This is a genomic window from Pseudomonas sp. LFS044, assembly GCF_047978245.1.
GTDB lineage: Bacteria > Pseudomonadota > Gammaproteobacteria > Pseudomonadales > Pseudomonadaceae > Aquipseudomonas.
The window spans coordinates 1-19,256 of sequence record NZ_JBFPFX010000042.1 but is presented as its reverse complement, the minus strand read 5'-3'; the positions used below and the strand labels follow the sequence as shown (position 1 = coordinate 19,256).

Annotated in this window: 18 protein-coding genes and 1 pseudogene; 5 read left to right on the top strand and 14 right to left on the bottom strand. The window is 59.2% G+C overall.

Annotation, left to right across the window (positions count from 1 at the left end; genetic code table 11):
• Positions 1 to 20: 20 nt before the first annotated feature.
• From tssH to ACNQPL_RS25280, 8 genes are all read right to left on the bottom strand, one after another.
• Positions 21 to 2,618 (bottom strand): type VI secretion system ATPase TssH, encoded by a 2,598-nt coding sequence (gene tssH / locus ACNQPL_RS25315; RefSeq protein WP_416468218.1) that lies wholly within the window; start codon positions 2,616 to 2,618, stop codon positions 21 to 23.
• Positions 2,615 to 3,685 (bottom strand): type VI secretion system baseplate subunit TssG, encoded by a 1,071-nt coding sequence (gene tssG / locus ACNQPL_RS25310; RefSeq protein WP_416468217.1) that lies wholly within the window; start codon positions 3,683 to 3,685, stop codon positions 2,615 to 2,617. Before tssG ends, tssH begins: the two co-directional genes overlap by 4 nt.
• Positions 3,649 to 5,469 (bottom strand): type VI secretion system baseplate subunit TssF, encoded by a 1,821-nt coding sequence (gene tssF, locus ACNQPL_RS25305; RefSeq protein WP_416468216.1) that lies wholly within the window; start codon positions 5,467 to 5,469, stop codon positions 3,649 to 3,651. The genes tssG and tssF overlap by 37 nt, the downstream gene beginning before the upstream one ends.
• On the bottom strand, positions 5,469 to 5,951 hold the full coding sequence (gene tssE, locus ACNQPL_RS25300) for a type VI secretion system baseplate subunit TssE (RefSeq protein ID WP_176516773.1): 483 nt from the start codon (positions 5,949 to 5,951) through the stop codon (positions 5,469 to 5,471). Before tssE ends, tssF begins: the two co-directional genes overlap by 1 nt.
• A gap of 27 nt (positions 5,952 to 5,978) precedes the next feature.
• Positions 5,979 to 7,481 carry a type VI secretion system contractile sheath large subunit gene (gene tssC, locus ACNQPL_RS25295; RefSeq protein ID WP_176516771.1) on the bottom strand — a complete coding sequence of 501 codons (1,503 nt, stop codon included), beginning with the start codon at positions 7,479 to 7,481 and terminating at the stop codon, positions 5,979 to 5,981.
• 14 nt (positions 7,482 to 7,495) lie between these two features.
• A complete protein-coding gene (gene tssB, locus ACNQPL_RS25290; RefSeq protein ID WP_346615528.1) occupies positions 7,496 to 8,029 on the bottom strand; it encodes a type VI secretion system contractile sheath small subunit in 534 nt (177 codons plus the stop codon).
• Between the two features lie 64 nt (positions 8,030 to 8,093).
• Positions 8,094 to 8,843 carry a hypothetical protein gene (locus tag ACNQPL_RS25285; protein WP_346615529.1) on the bottom strand — a complete coding sequence of 250 codons (750 nt, stop codon included), beginning with the start codon at positions 8,841 to 8,843 and terminating at the stop codon, positions 8,094 to 8,096.
• Between the two features lie 521 nt (positions 8,844 to 9,364).
• Positions 9,365 to 9,916: a hypothetical protein gene (locus ACNQPL_RS25280; RefSeq protein ID WP_416468215.1), complete on the bottom strand. Its 552-nt coding sequence runs from the start codon at positions 9,914 to 9,916 to the stop codon at positions 9,365 to 9,367.
• 62 nt (positions 9,917 to 9,978) lie between these two features.
• Between ACNQPL_RS25280 and ACNQPL_RS25275 the strand changes: the two are divergent.
• Positions 9,979 to 10,215, top strand: a pseudogene (locus tag ACNQPL_RS25275) (ADP-ribosylglycohydrolase family protein); the annotation flags it as partial.
• Between the two features lie 18 nt (positions 10,216 to 10,233).
• On the opposite strand, the gene ACNQPL_RS25270 reads toward ACNQPL_RS25275, so the two are convergent.
• The 6 genes from ACNQPL_RS25270 to ACNQPL_RS25245 all read right to left on the bottom strand — a co-directional run bounded on the left by ACNQPL_RS25270 (position 10,234) and on the right by ACNQPL_RS25245 (position 14,661).
• Positions 10,234 to 10,725 (bottom strand): hypothetical protein, encoded by a 492-nt coding sequence (locus ACNQPL_RS25270; RefSeq protein WP_416468214.1) that lies wholly within the window; start codon positions 10,723 to 10,725, stop codon positions 10,234 to 10,236.
• Between the two features lie 105 nt (positions 10,726 to 10,830).
• On the bottom strand, positions 10,831 to 11,391 hold the full coding sequence (locus ACNQPL_RS25265) for a hypothetical protein (protein WP_416468213.1): 561 nt from the start codon (positions 11,389 to 11,391) through the stop codon (positions 10,831 to 10,833).
• A gap of 385 nt (positions 11,392 to 11,776) precedes the next feature.
• A complete protein-coding gene (locus ACNQPL_RS25260; RefSeq protein ID WP_416468230.1) occupies positions 11,777 to 12,337 on the bottom strand; it encodes a hypothetical protein in 561 nt (186 codons plus the stop codon).
• A 247-nt stretch (positions 12,338 to 12,584) separates the two neighbouring features.
• Positions 12,585 to 12,764: a hypothetical protein gene (locus tag ACNQPL_RS25255; protein WP_416468212.1), complete on the bottom strand. Its 180-nt coding sequence runs from the start codon at positions 12,762 to 12,764 to the stop codon at positions 12,585 to 12,587.
• Positions 12,765 to 13,091: 327 nt separating this feature from the next.
• Positions 13,092 to 13,634, bottom strand: a complete 543-nt coding sequence (locus ACNQPL_RS25250) for a hypothetical protein (RefSeq protein WP_416468211.1) — start codon at positions 13,632 to 13,634, stop codon at positions 13,092 to 13,094.
• 10 nt (positions 13,635 to 13,644) lie between these two features.
• Positions 13,645 to 14,661: a hypothetical protein gene (locus tag ACNQPL_RS25245; RefSeq protein WP_416468210.1), complete on the bottom strand. Its 1,017-nt coding sequence runs from the start codon at positions 14,659 to 14,661 to the stop codon at positions 13,645 to 13,647.
• A 320-nt stretch (positions 14,662 to 14,981) separates the two neighbouring features.
• Here ACNQPL_RS25245 and tssI point away from each other — a divergent pair, with 320 nt between their 5' ends.
• The 4 genes from tssI to ACNQPL_RS25225 form a co-directional block, all read left to right on the top strand.
• Positions 14,982 to 16,835, top strand: a complete 1,854-nt coding sequence (gene tssI / locus ACNQPL_RS25240) for a type VI secretion system tip protein TssI/VgrG (protein ID WP_416468209.1) — start codon at positions 14,982 to 14,984, stop codon at positions 16,833 to 16,835.
• A gap of 10 nt (positions 16,836 to 16,845) precedes the next feature.
• Positions 16,846 to 17,427: a DcrB-related protein gene (locus ACNQPL_RS25235; RefSeq protein WP_416468228.1), complete on the top strand. Its 582-nt coding sequence runs from the start codon at positions 16,846 to 16,848 to the stop codon at positions 17,425 to 17,427.
• Between the two features lie 35 nt (positions 17,428 to 17,462).
• Positions 17,463 to 17,930, top strand: a complete 468-nt coding sequence (locus tag ACNQPL_RS25230; RefSeq protein WP_416468208.1) for a DcrB-related protein — start codon at positions 17,463 to 17,465, stop codon at positions 17,928 to 17,930.
• Positions 17,931 to 17,936: 6 nt separating this feature from the next.
• A partial coding sequence (locus tag ACNQPL_RS25225; RefSeq protein ID WP_416468207.1) for a DUF6531 domain-containing protein occupies positions 17,937 to 19,256 on the top strand: 1,320 nt, incomplete at its 3' end.

Below are 19,256 nucleotides of genomic sequence, written 5' to 3'. Positions count from 1 at the left end.
CTAAACCTCCAGGTACTGATTCAGGCCAGGCGATAGGCGAAATCGCCATCGCTGCCCAGCTCGATCGTCAGGCGCTCGATCGGCGCGTCCTGCGCCATGCGCTCGAGCACGTGCTGGGCCAGCTCGGGCATCAAGGTGCGCGACAGGATGTTGTCGATGTTGCGCGCGCCGCTGTCGACCTCGGTGCAACGCGCCGCAATGGCCTTGACCAGTGCATCGTCGTAGCTGAGTTCGGCCTGATGGTTACGGGCGAAACGCTTGGCGATGCGGTCGAGCTTGAGGGCGACGATGCGTTCGAGGATCTGGTCCTGTACCGGGTAGAACGGCACGATGCTCAGGCGGCCGAGGAAGGCCGGCTTGAACACCCGGTTGAGCTCATCGCGCAGGCCTTCGACGATGGCCTCCGGCGTTGGCAGCGTTTCGGCGTTCAGGCAGGTGTGCATGATGCGTTCGGTGCCGGTGTTGGAGGTCAGGATGATCACCGTGTTGCGGAAGTTGATCTCCCGGCCTTCGCCGTCGTCCAGCACGCCCTTGTCGAACACCTGGAAGAACAGTTCGAGCACGTCGGGGTGGGCCTTTTCCACCTCGTCCAGCAACACCACGCTGTACGGCTTGCGGCGCACGGCTTCGGTCAGCACGCCGCCTTCGCCGTAACCGACGTAGCCGGGCGGCGAGCCTTTGAGGCTCGACACGGTGTGGGCTTCCTGGTACTCGGACATGTTGATGGTGATCAGGTTGCGCTCGCCGCCGTACAGGGTGTCGGCCAGGGCCAGCGCGGTTTCGGTCTTGCCGACGCCGCTGGGGCCGAGCAGCAGGAACACGCCGATCGGCTTGTTCGGGTCTTCCATGCGCGCGCGGGAAATCTTGATGCGCTTGCCGATCTCGTGCAGGGCGTGATCCTGGCCCAGCACGCGCTCGCCGAGCAGGGCTGGCAGGCGCTGTACGGTGTCGATCTCGTCACGCAGCATCTTGCCCAGGGGAATGCCAGTCCAGCCGCTGATCACCTGGGCGATGGCGCCGGCGTCGACCAGGGCGTGGACCAGTGGCTGGTCGCCTTGCACATTGCTGAGCTCGGCACGCAGGGCATTGAGTTGCTCGGCATCGGCCTGCTTGGCGCTGTCCAGGGCCTTGAGCTGCTCGACCAGCTCAAGCTCTTGCTGCCATTGGGCGGCCAGGCGCTGTTCCTGGGCTTGCTCGGCCTGCAGGGCGGCCTGCAGCTCGGCCAGGCGGCGAGCATGGTCGTGGCCTTTGCCGGCCTCGTGATCGAGCACGGCGATTTCGGCTTGCAGGTTGTCGATGTGGCGGCGGCTGTCTTCCAGGGCACCTGGCTGCGACGATTGCGCCAGGGCGATGCGCGCGCAGGCGGTGTCGAGCACGCTGACTGCCTTGTCTGGCAGCTGACGGCCTGTGATGTAGCGGTTGGACAGGCGTACAGCCTGTACCAGCGCTTCGTCCATCACCGCCACCTTGTGGTGTTCGCGCATCTTGCCGAGCAAGCCGCGCAGCATGTAGATGGCCTTGTCTTCGTCAGGCTCTTCGACTTTGACCACCTGGAAGCGGCGGGCGAGGGCGGCGTCTTTCTCGAAATACTTCTTGTACTCAGCCCAGGTGGTGGCGGCGATGGTACGTAACTCGCCACGGGCCAGGGCTGGCTTGAGCAGGTTGGCGGCATCGTTCTGCCCGGCCTGGCCACCAGAGCCGATCAGGGTGTGGGCTTCGTCGATGAACAGGATGATCGGGTGCAGGCTGCGCTTGACCTCTTCGATCACCGCCTTCAGGCGGTTTTCGAACTCGCCTTTTACCCCGGCACCGGCTTGCAGCAGGCCCAGGTCGAGGGTGTGCAGGGCCACGTCCTTGAGCACCGCCGGCACATCGCCCTGGGCGATGCGCAGGGCCAGGCCTTCGACCACAGCGGTTTTGCCGACCCCGGCTTCACCGGTAAGGATCGGGTTGTTCTGGCGGCGGCGGGTGAGGATATCGACCATCTGCCGCACTTCGAACTCGCGGCCGAGCACCGGGTCGATACGGCCGTCGCGGGCGCTTTGCGTGAGGTTGACGGTGTACTGGTCAAGGGCAGGGGTCTTGCCACCCACCTTGCCAGCGCCGGTCACCGGCGCAGCTGGGCTGGCCAACGGGCTCGCCAGCTTCGATTCGGCGCTGCCTTCGACCAGTGCCGCCAGGTTCAGGCGCAGGTCGTCGGCGTTCACTTTCTCAAGCTCCGGTGCAGAGGCGATTACCACCCGGCGCAGCTCGGCGTCGTCGAGCAACGCTTGCAGCAGGTGGGCGCTGCGCACCTGGCCGACGCCGTACTCGATCGAGGCCAGCACCCAGGCCTGTTCGATCATGCGGGTAATGTGCGGCGACAGGGCTGGCGTGCGGCTGTTGCCCTTTTTGAAGGTGCCCAGGGCGGTGACCAGTTGCGCCTGCAGGCGCTCGGCGACCACGTCGTAGTGGCGCAGGATCACCGGCAGGTCGCTGTCGCTGTTGTCGAGCAGTTGCAGCAAGAGGTGCTCTACCTCGACGTCATAGTGGTGCTCCGACAGGCACAGGGCCGCCGCGCTTTCAGTGGCCGTGCGGCTGGTTTCGTTGAGCTTGGCGAACAGAGACTTCAGGTTCACAAGGCGACCCCATCGTAAGGAATGTGGAAGACGGCGCAACGCGATGGCTCCGCGTCACGGCCAGGGCGTTTGAGCCAGCCCAGCCAGCCCAGCGCGACATTGCCGCTGCGGCCCAGCTGGGCGCGCGGCACGGCCTCGCGCTTGAGGCGAGGGGCAATTTCGAAGTCCAGCTCGGCACCTATATAGAAGCGCACCAGCTCGACCAGCTTTTTGTAGCACTCGGTACCCGGCTGAAACCGCTGGTAATCGGCCAGGGCCAAGGGGCCCAGTTCGATGCGGATGCACGACTGGTAATCCCACACGCGGTTGCCGGCAACGGCGCTGTGGCCAAGCTGGGCGTTTTTGCGGCCCAGCTGGGTGCACTGCTCGGGCTGCAGGTTGAGCCAGCGGCCGGCGAACTGCTTGACCTGGATCGGCAGGCCGAAATAGAAGCCCAGCATGCGCTCCAGGTTGAGCGCGTTGCGCGGCTTCTGGCTGAGCAGCCCGGCAAAGTAGCTGAACAGTTCGCGGCGCAGCACCGGTTGCGGCTGCTCGAACTTCAATTGCTGCGCACGCGGGCCGAGGCCGACCAGGTTGAGCAGGTAGCCATCGAAGCCCGAGGTGCCGTTGCGCTCGTGCTCGATATGGAATTTGTACTTCTGCCAGGCTTCGTAGAACAGCGTGGTCATGCGGTGCGAGAAGATGTCCAGAAACGCATGGGCGGCATCGTCGCGGTACTGCACGTGGCGCTCCAGCAGCAGCTCGGTGTATGGCCGCGGCAGCACGCCCGACGGCCCGACCAGGCCCATGAACGTCACCTGCACTTCCGACAGCGGCAGGCCGGCCGTCGACACCTTGCCTTCACGTTCGAAGTGCAGCTCGCTGACTTCACTGGCCGGGAACGCCAACGACAACTGGCTGCGAAAACGCAGCGGGTCTTCGTGCGGCCGGGTTGCCAGGTCCATGCGGCCGGTGCGGCTGTAATGCAGGCGGAGCAAGCGCACCAATTGAAAGAATTCGAATCGGTGCGGCTCGGCTCTGGCTTGATCGATCAGACCAGGGGCTGATCGCCAGTACGGGCTGGCCATTGGACGACTCTCTTTTCTCGTTGTTGGGTGCGCAAGGTCAATTGGGTGAAGCTGTTCATCGAGCAGTACTGCCCGAAGAAGTGGTCCAGCACCATGCCGAACAGGAACACGCCGCTGCCGGTGAACTGGCTTTCGTCGAAGGTCAGGGTGATGCCCACGCCGCGTACGAAGTTCGGCCGCGGGTGGCCGATGCGTGCCACCACCGGCTCGCTGCTGATCGCCTTGATGCCGTTGATCTGTTTACGGATGGCCGACACATTGCGGTAGTTGTACAGCGACAGCAGTTCGAGCAGCACTTCGCGGCCCTGGCTGACCAGCGACAGGTGGTTGAGCGAGAGGTGCGCGATGAGCCGCCAGATCAGGCCCTTGCCCAGCGGGACGCGCACCGTGGCGGTGGGTTTGCGCAGGCAGCGGATGTCCTTGATCACCGAGTTGGCCGGGATGTTGAAGTCGCCACGCTCGCCGCCGAACGGCAGCATCAGCGGTACATCACGGTTGCTGCAGGTGAGGCTGATGCTGAGGGTGTCGCTGTTGCCGTCGATCAGCTCCAGGTCGCGGTCGACCACGCGGATGCTCATGGCGGTGGCATCGCCCTGGTTGCGCCGGCGGGCGATCCAGTAGCTGTTGTGCGGGTCTTGCTCGCCACGCGGTTCGAAAAACGACTGGCAGGTGCCAACGTGGTCGATACCGCCCAGTTTGCGCACGCGGCGCACGCGGTCGATCGACACCACCTCGGCGGCGTTGTGCAGGCGAATGTCCGGGGTCACCGGGTACTCGTGCTGGGTATGGGTGAGCTTGATCGGCTCGGCCTGTTGGCGGAACAGGTTGATGATCGGCGTGCAGTTGAGCTTGAAGTTGTTGCGGCCGATGTTCTGAGTCAACCGTGACAGGCGGTCGCTAAGGTCGTAGTCGTTGAAATAGAAGTTGATCTCGACCTGCTCGATGGCCTTGCCCTGTAGGATGCGGGCAAACCCGCAAAGGTCGAAGAACATGAATTTGTCGGGGAACGTGAAGTACTCGTGCAGCAGGCGGTAGCCCAGGAACGAGCGCTCGGAATAGTCCACCAGGCCCTCGTCGCGGGCATAGCCCACGGCTTTCAGGGCATCGGCCGGCAGCGCCACTTCGCGGTTGCGGCCTTCATCCTGGAAGCTGAGCGTGGCTTTGGCCAGGTTGTTGAACAGCAGCTCGTACAGCTGGTGCATGAGTGTTGCTTCGCCATCGAGGAAGAAGCGCAAACGATCAACTTCCAACTGGCCGAACAGCGCATCACCGGTGGCTTGCAGGCGGATGCGCAGGCGCGCCACCAGGTCGGCGCTGTGGCCGTTGAACGCCGAACGTTCCATCTCGGCGAACGATGCCTGTTGCACGGCGATCGGCCATAACTCCACCGGGTAGCAGGTGCGGAACTTGCAAACTACGCCTTCGACGGCATTGGCGTGCATCTCGGTATGCCGGGCCACGCGGTAGGCTTCGGTGACTTTTTCGTGCTTGCCCAGGCTCAGCTCGGCGATAGACATCGACGGCGTAGGGCGCAGGTAATGCGGGTACAGCACCTCAAGGAACGACTCGACGATTTCGGGGAACTCGTCATCGAGCTTTTTGTGCACGCGCGCCGACAGGAACGAGAACGCCTCGATCAGCCGCTCGGTGTGCGGGTCTTCGCAGTTGTCGCCCTCGATCAGCAGCCGCGAGGCGATTTTCGGGTACTGCGCAGCAAACTCCTGGCCGAGGAAGCGCAGGTGCGACAGTTCCTTTTCGTAGTAGGGCAGCAGTTCGTCGAGCATCAGTTGAGGTTCTGCACTTTGTATTCCTGGGTGTTGACCTGCAGCACGGCGTCGAACGACACCTGGCGGCTGATGTCCTGGAGACGCAATACGGCGTCCACGCGGAAGGTCAACATGCGATGGCCGTTCTGCTGGGCCAACAGCTGCACGCGCACCCGGCGGAAACGCCGGTCGCCCGTGCTGATCGCCCGCTCCAGCTGTTGCTGGATCAGGCGCCGGTCATGCGGGTCGAGCACGCTGCGGCTGATGAAGTCGGGCATGCCGTATTCAAGGATGGACCCACCCAGCTGGCTGAAGCCGTCGAGCTCTTCGGCGACCAGGGACTGGCGAGTGTTCACCAGCACCTCCAGGTCGCGGACGATGCTCGCCTTGTACTCGGCCAGCGAACAGGTGCGCTGCAAAGCGGGCTCGGCCGACTGGTATGGACGGTCGTCCAACAGTCGGTCGAGCAGCGAGGGCAGCAAGCGGGCCTGATTACTCATGTGTCATCCTTGAACACGTAGGCCGGTTCAGCCGCGCGCGCCTTGTGGCAGTTCGGCTACCAGGCGCAGCGAGGCGGTCAGTTCGTCCAGCTGGTAGTGCGGGCGCAGGTAGGTCACGGCCTTGTACACGCCAGGCTTGCCCGGCACCTCGAACACCTCGGCGCGCGCTTCGCGCAGCGGGAACTTGGCCTTGGCTTCCTGGCTGGCGGTGTCGTCGAGCAGCACGTAGCTGGCCAGCCACTGGTTGAGGAAGCGCTCGACATCCATGCGCGAAGCGAAGCTGCCGATCTTGTCGCGCATGATCGCCTTCATGTAATGGGCGATGCGCGAAGTGGCGAAGATGTATTGCAGCTGCGCCGACAGGCGTGCGTTGGCATTGGCGATGTCGGTGTTGTACTGCTTCTGCTTCTGCGCCGACTGGGTGCCGAAGAACGCGGCGTAGTCGGTGCCCTTGCAATGCACCAGCGGAATGAAGCCAAGGTCCGACAGCTCTTTTTCGCGGCGGTCGGTGATGGCGATTTCGGTCGGGCACTTGAGGGCGATTTCGCCATCGTCGGTCTTGAAGGTGTGGGTCGGCAGGCCTTCGACCAGGCCGCCACCTTCCACCCCGCGGATCGCCACGCACCAGCCGTAGCGGGCGAAGGCGTCGGTGACGCGGGTGCCCAGGGCATAGGCGGCGTTCATCCACAGGTACTTGTTGTGGTCGCGGCCGTCGACGCTCTCGACGAAGTTGAATTCTTCCACCGGGGTGGTATCGGGGCCATAAGGCAGGCGGCCGAGCACGTGCGGCAGGGTGAGGCCGACATAGCGCGAGTCTTCCGAAGCGCGGAACGACTTCCACTTGGCGTATTCGACGGTGTCGAAGATTTTCGCCAGGTCGCGCGGGCCGGACATGTCGGTGAACGAGTCCCAACCGAACAGCTCGGGCGAGGCGGCCGAAATGAACGGCGCGTGGGCCGCGGCAGCCACGTGCGAGATCTCTTCGAGCAGGTACATGTCTTCGGGGTTGCGGTTGAACTCGTAGTCACCGATCAGCATGCCGAACGGCGCGCCACCGAAGGTGCCGTACTCTTCTTCGTAGACCTTCTTGAACAGCGCGCTCTGGTCGAATTCGCTGGCGGCCTTGAGGTCGCGTACCAGGTCTTTCTTCGAGGCGTTGAGCAGATGGATCTTCAGCGTGGTGCTGGTCTCGGTCTGGTCGACCTGGTACTTCAGGCCGCGCCAGGAGGCTTCCAGCTGCTGGAACTCACGGGCGTGCATGATCTCGTTCATCTGCTCGGAGAGCATCGAGTCGATCTCGGCGATGCGCGCGTCGAGTACGGCGATCAGGTCTTTGCTCGGGGTCATTTCGCCTTCGAGCACCTGGTTGACCAGCTCGCCGATCAGGTCGCGGGTGCGGTTGCGCTCGGTGTCGGAGCGGGCCACACGGCTTTGCGAAATGATGCTGTCGAGCAGCGAGGCCTGCGGCGCGAAGCTTTCCACTTCGACCAGGTCGGCGTCCTGTTGTGGCAGTGTTTGCTTGTCGGTCATCGTCTGGCTCCTGCTTACTCTTTGCCGTCGTTGGCGGGGACGGCGGCTTCGCGACCGAATTCCTTGCCCAGGGTTTTCAGTTTTTCGGTGTTCTGCAGCACGTCCATCAGCAGCTCTTCGAGCTTGTCGTTGCCGCCCATCTTGTTGCGCAGGTCGGCCAGCTTGTTACGCACTTCCAGCAGCTTGCGCAGCGGCTCGACCTGCTTGACCACGTTTTGCGGCTCGAAGTCTTCCAGGGCGTTGAAGTTGAGTTCCACGCCCAGCTGGGTGCCGTTTTTGGCCAGGGTGTTGTCGACGCGGTAGGTCAGGCGCGGCTTGATGCCCTTGAGTACGCCGTTGAAGTTGTCGCGGTCGATGAATACGAACTTGCGGTCCTTGAGCTTGGGCAAAGGCTCCAGCGGGTTGCCGGAGAAGTCGCCCAGCACGCCGACGACAAAGGGCAGCTCTTTTTTCTCGAGCGCATCGCCGATGTCCACGTCGTAGGTGATATGGACCCGGGGCGCGCGAACGCGGTCGAGTTTGTGCTGGGTACTTTCCTTCTTCGCCATCGTGTTCTCCAGTGCGAGCAGTTCGCTGCGAATCATTGCGCGGCCGGTTGCCCGGCCCTGCGCGTTACAGACCTTCGATCGTCGCCAGCAGGCGCTGACGGATTTCGTCGTTCATTTCCAGAATGTTGTCGCGGCCCACCAGCTCTTCGAAGCTGGTGTTACCGGCAATTTGCGTGCTGCTACGGATGACCGAATCGTCCGGAAGTTCCGAACGCACCGGCGAGCTGATGACGCAGAAGGGCAGGTCGCCCAGGCCCTTGAGGCGCTCGAAGCTCAAGCCGAAGCGCAGGCCTTCGAACAGCCGGCCAAGGCCTGGCGACTTGCTCAGGCAATAGAACAGCACCAGGTAGTGCACCACGAAGCGGTACAGCTCGGCGCTGCTGCGGTTGGGGTCGTTGATGACCGTGCGAAAGCGCGCCAGCTCAAAGCCCTGGAAACCCACCACCCAGCGCACCGGGCTGGTGATGCGGATGACCTGGCCGCTCGGGGCGAGGGCCTTGTCGTATTCCAGGGGGAACAGTTCGGGGGTGGTGCTGATGAGGTTGAGCGGCACTTCCAGCTCGCTGACCAGCTGGAACGGCGCGGCCGAGCCGATGCGCTCGTACAGTTCGATAAGCGACTGGAAGTGGCCCTGGGTTTCGCGCCCGCTGCTGCGCTGCGCGCCCTGCAGGTATTCGCCAAACAGCGTCTGCGGACGAATCAGCGGCGCCATGGTAGCGAGGTAATCCGACGCCTGCGCCTTGAGCGCGTCGGCAATTGCCCGCGTCTGGCTGCGCAGCCGGATCAGTGCTTCGACATCGAACGTCTGTGTCATCGGTACATCGTCCATGAGCCTTTTTGAATCGTCCTGATACGCCGGTGGCGTGGACTTGAAACTCGGTACTGGCACATGAATATCGTGTTGCCAGCAATGCCGTGTAGGGCACCTCGCTAGGGAAGAAGTTCCTGCGAGGGGCGCGATTTTTTCCCGGTTTGTGATGCAGCGCAATGATGTCTCAATGATATTGCTTGAGCGTTTTGGTCACGCAAAATAGGGGCTTGGCCCCACAGGAAAGGGGTTTCAGGCGACACAAATGGTCTGGAAAAAAGATCAAAAAATGTTTATCAAAAGGTGAAGCAGGTCTCATTTCTGGCGGTGTGAAATCCCACTCGCGGCGCTTTATTCCGGGCCATCCAATGATGGCAATGCGACGAAATACGGCGCACGGGGCGTCGATCTTCAAGCAACCACCTGGCCCAAAACTTGAAAGTTACCCCGGGCCCACCCGGGGCATTCCTCATCGCGCAAAAACCAGGCAGTGCGCGCCATGTCGCTCGTTTGGAAGGAGCAGGTCGCTACCTGCCATCCACCTGGATGCAAATATTCTTGTCCCCGACAACTTTGCACGGCCAGTGGTCGTTGATGTAGGAATCGGGTGTAAAGCACACGCGGTCATCGTTCACCCAGAACATCTGCCATCCGGAGCCAGAAATTCGGAGCTTTGGGCAAGACCAGTAGCCCTTCGCAGAAAGTGTGGCTGTGGTCGCGATGATCATGGCCGGGGCAGCGAAGCACATCATCGCGACCATCAACTGCAACGACCGGATTTCGAAGGTGTGAAGCCTCGATTTCCTGGGCGGGTCGAATTTCTGACCGGTCCATGCCGCGAAGGCGCAGGCAACGAGACAGTAGGGCGTTCCCGGAATGGCCGCGAGTACGAAGAAGCTTTTGAGCGGTGTCTCCACGACCGGCGCGTTTCTGTAGATGCGGCCATACAGCGGCAGCAGTTCGGCCCACAGTACGTAAAATGCAAGTGCGCACACCATTAGCATGCACAGCGCAAAGCCGATGGCCACGCAGCGAAAAAGCAGCGGGGATCTGACATGGAGTTCGGGATGGGATTTCATGGTGACGGCAGCGTTCCTTGCTGGGCTTGATCGTTGATTTTGCCAGAGCTGTATGGAGCTGCGCACTGCTCGGCCTGGCAATTGGAGATGCGGTGGGTACGACATTGGAATTTCAACGTCGCAATCAGGGTGACGTCCTCGACATGATGGGCGGTGGGCCGTTCCGCCTGGCGCCGGGAGAATAGACCGACGATACCAGCATGGCGCTATGCCTGGCGGAAACCTACGCAGCCAAGGGCAGGTTCGATTACGCTACCTTTGCCGACGCTCTGGTGCGCTGGTACCGCCAAAGCGAGAACTAAGGTATGAAGCAATAGTCAGTATTGGCTTACCCAGTAGATCTGCCAGGCCGAGCCAGATTTTCTCAATTGTGGGCAGGTTGTATAGTCCAGCGCGTTGAGTGTCAGCGTGGTAGCAATAGCCGCGAGCGGTGCAATTACAACTAATGCGTAAACTGAAGCTTTCATCATGCCAGTCTCGAATATTGCAAACCCCGACCTGGCCCGCGGTGCAAATTTTTTGCCGGTGCAGATTGCGAATGCACTCGCAACGACGCACGCAAGCATGACCGGCGGCGCCATGAGCAAACCAAAAGTCATATAGGGCACTTCGATGGCAGAGGCTTGGCGCCAGATCTGTCCATAGATTGGCAGCACGTGTGCAATTAGCCAATAGGTTGAGAACATGCCCACGGCAGAGCAGGTCAGGAGCGTCAGTGCGGCGAGTAGTCTGAATTTCAGTGAGGCGATGCCTAGAGCAGTGGGGACCCTCAGCCATTTGGCGGCCAGCGTGGCAATTAATTTTCGCAAGGCAGGGGAATCTTCAGGCCGTTGGCGGATTTGAAAGTACTGACCAGCGAGGCCCGTGGATATTCCGCAGTTCTCTAGGTGCAGTTGTGTATCGTTTGATAAGAATCATTGTTGTCTATCAAGCTGGAGGCAAATATTCTTGCCCCCTATACGCTTGCAAGGTTGGTTGTCGCTGGTGTAGGAGTCAGGTGTGAAGCAATAGCGTGCATCATTTACCCAGTGCACTTTCCATGCTGAGCCAGAAATCAGTAATTTTTGGCAGGGGGTGTAACCCTTGCCCCATAAGCCAAGTGTCACAAGTATCGCCATCGCTGGCGCTATGCCGATCATTGACCACAGAGTTAGTTTGTATGAATAGTATTGGAACTTAAATAGGCGAGAAGGGGTAGGTGGATCAAATTTCTTTGCGCACCAACAGGCATAGGCTGTCGTGATGACCAGTATGGGGCTAACCGTGCACATGCCAATGAGCATAAACCCCAGATAGGGGGTAATCACAAGGGGTGCATTGCTTAATAATTTACCGAATAATGGCAGCACATCGTTAATCAGCCAGTACCCCGACAACAGGCCCATAGCGATGGTAAACAGGCAGGTGATAAAAGCCACAAGACGGAATAGGTGGGGAGAGCGTTCGTGAAACTCGTAGGATTGATGTGTGGTCATTATTAGAACTTTGGCAGATAGAAAGTCGGGAGTGAAGGCATAGAGGGTAGCTCAGGCAACGACGGCCAACCAGGTAGATTGAGGTCTCCCGGTTGGAGTTTTTGCAGCGCCCAGCGCTTGGCCTCGTTATAGAGTAAATCAAACTGCGCAGCGTCTGCAGCCATGATGCTGCGAGCGGCTTACGCAGTGGTGATGCTCCAGCATCCGACGGAGCTTTGTGACGGCGAGTTGCACGGCGTCCATAATATCCTTGCCCTTGTGCCTTTAGGGTGAAGAGGGCGCCTGGACTGCCGCCTAGTTCCCACATCAGGTTGTGGTTCATCAACCTGCCAAACGACGCCGTGGAGTTTGTACCCAGCCTCGGGATGGACTGGATACCCTTAGATTATCGCCCATCGGCCTGTACGCAGATTTCCTTACCATTCTCTTTTTTGCAAGGCCAGTGATCGTTAATATAATATTCCGGTTTGAAGCAGACCTTATCATCGTTGACCCAGAACAATTGCCATGCAGCGCCTGATATCAATAGCTTCGGGCATGGAGAGTAGTCGCGCCACATTAAAGTAAGGGTGGTTATGGCTATGAGTGCGGGTGCAACAAATACCGCAGTTTTTATCGATGCAGCCAGCATGAGTGACTGGAATCGATACAGCTTCGAGTTTTCCGGTGGGTCAAATCTTTTCCCATTCCAAGCGGCAAGGGCTGAGGCGACTATCAAATAAAGTAGACCGGGTGGCCCCATTAATAAGAAAAAACCTAAGTAAGGTGTTTCCACGATGGGGGCATCTCGATAAATTCGCCCGAATAGAGGTAAAATATCATAGCTCAGCCAGTATAAGGCCAGCCCGCACGCGACTAATGACATGGGAATAAATATTAACGCAGTGAGTCTTATCTTTAGCGGCGACGGGTCGCCTGAGCGACGGTGGGTTTGATTTTTTTTCATATCGTCAAATTTTTGGTATCTTAAAATTGTTAAGCATTGGCAGATTGCCTCCGGAGGGTAAGCGAGGAAATCTCGGTTCGCCCGGCTGTATTTTTCGAATGGCCCACCTTTTTGCCTCGTCGTAGAGATAGCAGTTTGTGCGGCCATGCCTGCAATACTTTGCTCCACCTCTTCTTTTATTTCATCCACGTCAATTTTCGTGACGTGCGCTTGGATGTTTTCGAAGTGGGTAACGGCATGGCGCAGGCTAGCTTTGACCGCGTTTTAATGCCGAATGGTTGTCTATCGCATTGAGGCCGTAACCAACGATGAAAACAAATATCGCCCCTGCTGCCACGGGTGCGGCTGCGGCGGTTATGAGGGTGCCTGCAAATACCCCTGCGGCGTAGCCCACAGTGGTAGCGATTCCGGCTTTGACCAGTTCCACCCCAATGTCCCCAAAAAGATCTGTGAGTACAGCCTCATCGTTGAATGCCCACTCTGCTACTTCAATCCCGACGGCCGCCCAGCACGAAATTTTGAACCCTTGAATTGACGATCCGCGAATGCCATATTTACCTATGCCCAGCTCCAGAAGTTGCCGAGGTAGGTAGCGGCTCTTGGGTATCGCGCCCTATGCCCTGGGGTCGTGTATCAGATCTTGGTCAGCCGCATTGCCTTGCCATTGGGCGCAGGGAAACGCTTCGACAAACTCGTAAAAAACTATGCCGCCATGGTCAAGAGCCGCTTCAAACGCTGTCTGCTGGAAATGTGGTTACTCATCCATGTTAAGGCATAATTTTTTCCCATCTACCATTTTGCAGGGCCATCTATTTTCAGTGTAGCTATCAGGCACGAAACAGAAGCCGGGGTGGCTTACCCAGTAGGTTTGCCAGGCCGAGCCTGACTTTTTCAGCTGGGGGCAAGTTGTATAGTCCAGTTTATTGAGGGCAATTGTCGTGATGATGCCCGCTAACGGCGCGAGCACGATGAGCGAGTAAACAGACGCTTTCATCATTACGGTCTGAAATTTCGCAAGGCCCGATTTGGTAGGCGGGTCGAACCTTTTTCCCGTGTAGATTGCGAATGCGCTTGCAACAACACAGGCAAGCATCACGGGCGGGGCCATGAGCAAGCCGAAAGCCATATATGGCACCTCAATGGCAGACGCCTGTCGCCACAGCTGCCCGTAAATGGGAAGCACATGAGCGATCAGCCAATAGGTAGAGAACACGCCTATGACTGCACATATCAAAAGGGTCAACGCGGCACGTAGCCTGAACTTAATGGATTCAGTAGAATATTTACTCGTGGTCATTGTTGCTTGCTCAAAACTTAGGGAGATTGAAGTTTGGAAGGCGAGGTAGGCTGGGAGCCTTCGGCCATTCGAAGTCTGGTGTGCTCGGAATAAGATGGGCGGGCACCTTATCACGTAACCATGACTTCGCCTCGTCGATGGCGGTGTCAATAATCGCTTCAGTGACACTGTTGATAACGTCAGCTTTATAGCGCTCAAGGGCGCGCGTGTCGATGGTTTGGATGCGTTCGGTCAATTGTCGGATATTGTCAACGGCATAATTCAGAGTTGCTTTGACTGTCGCTTTGATCTCAAGGTCGTTGTCGACGACGTTGAGTGCGATACCCACGGCAAAGATTACCGCGGCGCCTGCCACTAAAGGCAGCGCAGCGCTGGCGGCAACGCCGGCAACTAGCGTGGCAACCGCATAGCCAATGGCCGTCCCTATGCCCGCTTTAACAAGTTCAACAAATACGCCGCCCAGCAGATCCGCCACGGTTGCCTCGTCGCTGAAGAACCACTCTAGCACCTCAATGCCTACGGCCACGTAGCAGGAGAGTTTGAGCCCGGCTAGGGAAGAGCCTCGGATACCATATTGACCAATACCAAACTCAACAAGCTGTGCGTGGCGAATGCCGTATCGCGTGCCCTTCAGTATCTCCCGGAGGCCAGGCCGCCCAGTCAAGATGACGTATTGCTGACCCTTGTAGGTGCTGTAACGGATCTTGGTTCCGAAGCCCCCGATTTTCTTCAGGAGCGATGTGAGGTCATAGGCATCGTTGACAGCCAAAAGCGCAGGTGAGCCCCAACTGGTATTCACCAATTGATGGATGCTGTCGTTGTACAGCGGCTGGGTGGCACCCCTGATGCCGTCTAAAATTTTGTTTTGTGATCGAGAGCACACTTTGAGCGGGATGCATGGCATCTGCCGATTCTCGTTCGAGGCCACTAGGTGGGTGGCGTCCGCTCGAGTCATGATGATCAATTCTGTCTGGTTTTCATCAAGTTGCCTGTCCAGCTGCGTTAGCTGAGAGCTGTTCAAACCCATCGTCCACTTCCTGTGTCGTCTGTTCGCATTGATGCGCATTACAGCGGGTTAAGGTGCCTTCGCCAACCATGAAAGTCAAAGAGGCACATGGCCATTACTCGTACGGCCTTGCTGATTTTCTTTGCATTTGCGTTCAGTTTTGCCCCATCAGTGCCGTCCACGATGGTCAGCGCACGGGGCATTTTTGTGTCTGCGTGTGAAGATCTAGCACTGACCTTGGAGCATAGGCTTGTGCGAAGGTGGCTTGATGCCACCATTTGACAGGGGAGGCCTGTAGCGCTTTGATAGGAAGATTTTCAGCTTGGTGCAGGAAGCAAATTATGATTATGGACGGCCTTGAGCAGATGCTTTCTCAGCATCGACGCCTGATTACTTTCGACTCTCCACTCCCTGCAGACCAAGAGCTGCAGCTACTGAGCTTCACCGGGCATGAGGCGATGTCGGAGCTGTTCTCGTTCAACGTTGAACTGATGTCTCAAGATGCGCGAATCGAGCTGAAGAAGCTGATCGGCAAGAAAGTGACAATGGGAATCGAGTTGGCGGACGGCACGACCAAATACATAAGTGCCCATGTGTCGGACTTCATCCATACTGGCGCCGATGGCGGTGTGGCCAATTACAGCGCAGAGCTTGTGCCGTGGCTATGGATCCTCAGTCGACGTCGCGATTCACGTATTTTTCAAGATAAGACTACTGAACAAATCGTCAAGGAAGTCTTTGCTTACTATCTGACGTTGGCTGACCACGAGTTTCGGTTGAGCAAGCCTCTTAAGCCGATAAGCTATTGCACTCAATACCAGGAGTCGGACCTTAACTTCGTGTTGCGTCTGCTTGAGCAGGAGGGCCTCTTTTTCACTTTCCAGCACAGCCAGGAAGGTCATCGGATGGTCATCAGCGACGACAGCAGCACGCTGACGCAGCTCGCGGCTCAACCGGTCATACGCTATCACCGCGCATCGGTCACTGAAACAGATGACTCTATTACCGCCTGGTCTTCCAGTCGTCGCTTTCAGCCGACACAACTCACGCTCAAAACCTTTGACTATAAACAACCCGGCAACCCGCATCTGGTTAAGCTCGAGTCAATAAACCAGCAAGGAGAAGTGGGGCCATTCGAAGTTTTCGAATACGAAGGCCTGTACGGGTATGCTGACGCCGATGAAGGCATGCGCAAGGCGCGTCATCGTCTCGAGGCTATGGAGGTTCAGGGGAAGATTTTCAGCGGTAAAAGTAATTGCCGTGCCATGGAGCCTGGGTACTACTTCGAGCTTGCTCAGCATTACGACCATGACAACGACCCCAATGACGAACGTCAATTTCTGCTTCTCTCTGTCAAGCACTGGGGGCAGAACAACTACAGCAACAGTGGCCAGGCTGGTTATCAGAATAGCTTTACATGTATCCGCCGGAAGATTTCGTTCAGGCCAAGCCTGAGCACGCCTCGTGGTTTGATCACTGGGCCGCAGACAGCTATCGTGGTGGGCCCACCGGGTGAAGAGATCTACACCGATGAGTTGGGGCGAGTGAAACTTCAATTCCACTGGGATCGCAACGGTGAGTTCAACGACCAGAGCTCCTGCTGGGTCCGCGTCGCCCAATCCGGCGCCAGCGGCGGCTTCGGCAGCATCCTGATACCCCGCGTCGGCGACGAAGTGGTGGTGGTGTTCCTCGACGGCAACCCTGACCGTCCGCTGATCATGGGCAGCCTGTACAACAGCAGCAACACCCCACCATGGTCGTTGCCAGCGAACAAGACCCAGAGTGGTTTCCTCACCCGTTCCATGAAAGGCGACGGCGGTACCGCGAACTTCTTCCGCTTCGAGGACAAGGCCGGCTCCGAGCAGATCATCATGCACGCCGAGCGCAACATGGATACCGAGATCGAGCTGGATGAGAAGCACGATGTCGGTAACAACCGCACCATTACCGTAGGTGGAACGCACACCGAAACGGTCACCAAGAATACGGTGGTGCAGGTTACCGAAGGCTCGTACACCCTGCAGGTCGACAATCAGTTCATCCAAGTGGCGGCCAAGCAACACATCATTTTGCAGGTGGGTGACAGCAGCATCACCCTGACGCCGGAAGGCATCGAGATCAAAGGCAAAGTCATCACCACCACCAGTACCGACACCACGCAGATTACTGGTGCCGCTGTGCGGATCAACGACTGAGGCCGGCGTGATGTACAAACCCTCGATCTATGACCGCATATCTGCCAAGCGTGAAGCGCAACAGGAAGCCGAGCGCCTGGCCGAACTGGCAGAAGCCGCGATGGTGGCCGAACCTGTACCTGAGTCGGTCCCTGTACCCGTCGAGCTACAGAACATTGCCAGCAGCTTCACCTTCGGCGGCTTGAATCTGCAGTTTCCAATGGGTTTTCGTTTCCGCGACATCCAGACCACCCTCGAGCATGAAGGCGAGCCGGTCACGCTCAACATCCGCCGCCGCGATGTACGTGCCGGGCAGACGCTGGAGCAGCTGTTCGATGAGGGCATCCGGGCGCTGCGCGAGCGGAATCCGCAACTGCGGGTGATTCGCCAACGTGACTGCCACCTCGCTGGCAGCTCGGCGAAAGCCCTGGATTTCCACTTCAATGCCGGCCACGAGCCCCGCCACGGGCGCTTGGTCGGTGCATTGGTGCCCGTCGAGGGGAGCAATAAGCTGCAGTGGCTGGATATCTCCTGCGTAATCGACCCGACCAAGCTTGGCCTGAGCCAGTGGCTGGTCGAGTTCGACCGCATGCTCGATGACATCGCACTCTGACACCTCAAAATTTAGCTTTCAGGAATTTTTATCGCATGGACTACGAGTTGCAGGAAGGCGGGATCTCGCTGCCGGAAGGGTTTGATGACCGTACGGTGAACATGTTCGTTCTAGGTGCCAGTGTGCCCGCGCCGTTGAGCATCACCGTATCGCGCGACACGCTGCTGCCCGATGAGGCGTTGCCGGCCTATGTCGACCGCCAGATCAAGATGCTCACGTCCAAGCTGCGCGGTTACACCCGCATGGGCAACAAAGCCGTTTCGCTTTCCGCCACCGCACCTATTGCCGGCATTCAGATTGACGCGTACTACCTGAACCAGGGCCGTCCGCTGTACCAGCGCCAGGCAGCCTTTGTAATCAGCCCCGGCCGCGCATTGATCTTTTCGACCACCGCGCAAGCAGACTTCAGCCCTCAGCAAAACGAAGACTGGGCCAACCTGCTGGCCAGCTTCACCCCGCGCAACCCCGTCGTGACCAGCGCCGAGCCCGGCGAACAGGAGTAACCCCTCATGTTCGAAGCGGCCAGGTTCGGCGACGAGATTTCGCACACCAGTGCACTGGGGGGCTTCCTGATCGGCGCCGCCCTCGGCATCGCACTGGTGGCCACGGTGGCCATTGCCACCTTTACCTGCGGGTTCGGCGTAGCGTTGCTCGCCGGCATGGCAGCCGGCATCGGAGGCAGCTTGCTGACCGCCGCCGGGGAGGCGATAGGCAGTATGTTCTCATCCCCTTCAGGGACGATAACAACTGCTTCACCCAACGTCTTTATCAACAGCCGCAAGGCCGCGCGGGTCGAGAAAAGCATTGGCGCTTGCGACAAGCATCCAGGGCCCGTGCAGATTGCCGAGGGCTCGACCAACGTTTTCATCAACAGCGTGGCGGCGGCCCGCAAAGGCGACAAGCTGACTTGTGGCGCGACCATCTCCGGCGGGTCGGACAACGTCATCATCGGCGGCGGAACTTTCCGCTACCTACCGGTAGACGATGAGATCCCCAAATGGCTGCGCACCACCGTCGACGTACTGATGGCCGTCGCCGGCGCCGCGGGTGGTATCGCCCAGCTGATCAAGGCCGGTACCCAGGCCGGCATGAAAGCCATCATGCCGTGTGCCCTCAAGTTCACCGCAGGCTTTGTTGCCGGCGAGGTCGCCAGCCGCTACGTGGTCGAACCGGTAGCGCAGCGGGCCATGGGCGCCCTGACCGGCAACCCGGTCGACCTCACCACCGGCCGTAAACTGATCCCCGACGAAATCGACTTCAGCTTGCCGGGCCTGATGCCGATCGAATGGTCACGCTTCTACGCCAGCGACCTCACCGTCGACAGCGTGCTCGGCCGCGGCTGGGTACTGCCGTGGGAACAAAGCCTTCGCCGCAGCGGCAACTTCGTCTACCTCACCGACAACCAGGGCCGCGAAGTCCCTTTCGTGAACATCCAGCCGGGCGAGCGCATCTACAATCCGCACGAACAGGTGTACCTGGTGTGCACCGAGGGCGGCCACTACATCCTGCAGACGCTGGACAACCTGTTCTTCTACTTCGGCGAAGTGCCGGACACCGACACCGATGTCCCGCTGCAGCGCATCGAAAACGCCCTAGGCCACTTCCTGCACTTCACCCGCACCGAACAAGGCACGCTGACTGACATCAGCGCCACCGGTGGCACCCGCGTGCACCTGCACTACGACAACCCATTGGGTCGACTCACCGACATCAAGCGGGTGGTCGACAACCAGGCTGTCGAAACGCTGACCCAGTACCGCTACGACGAACACGGCCAGCTCAGTGCCGTGGTCAACCGCAACGGCGACACCGTGCGCAGCTTCAGCTAC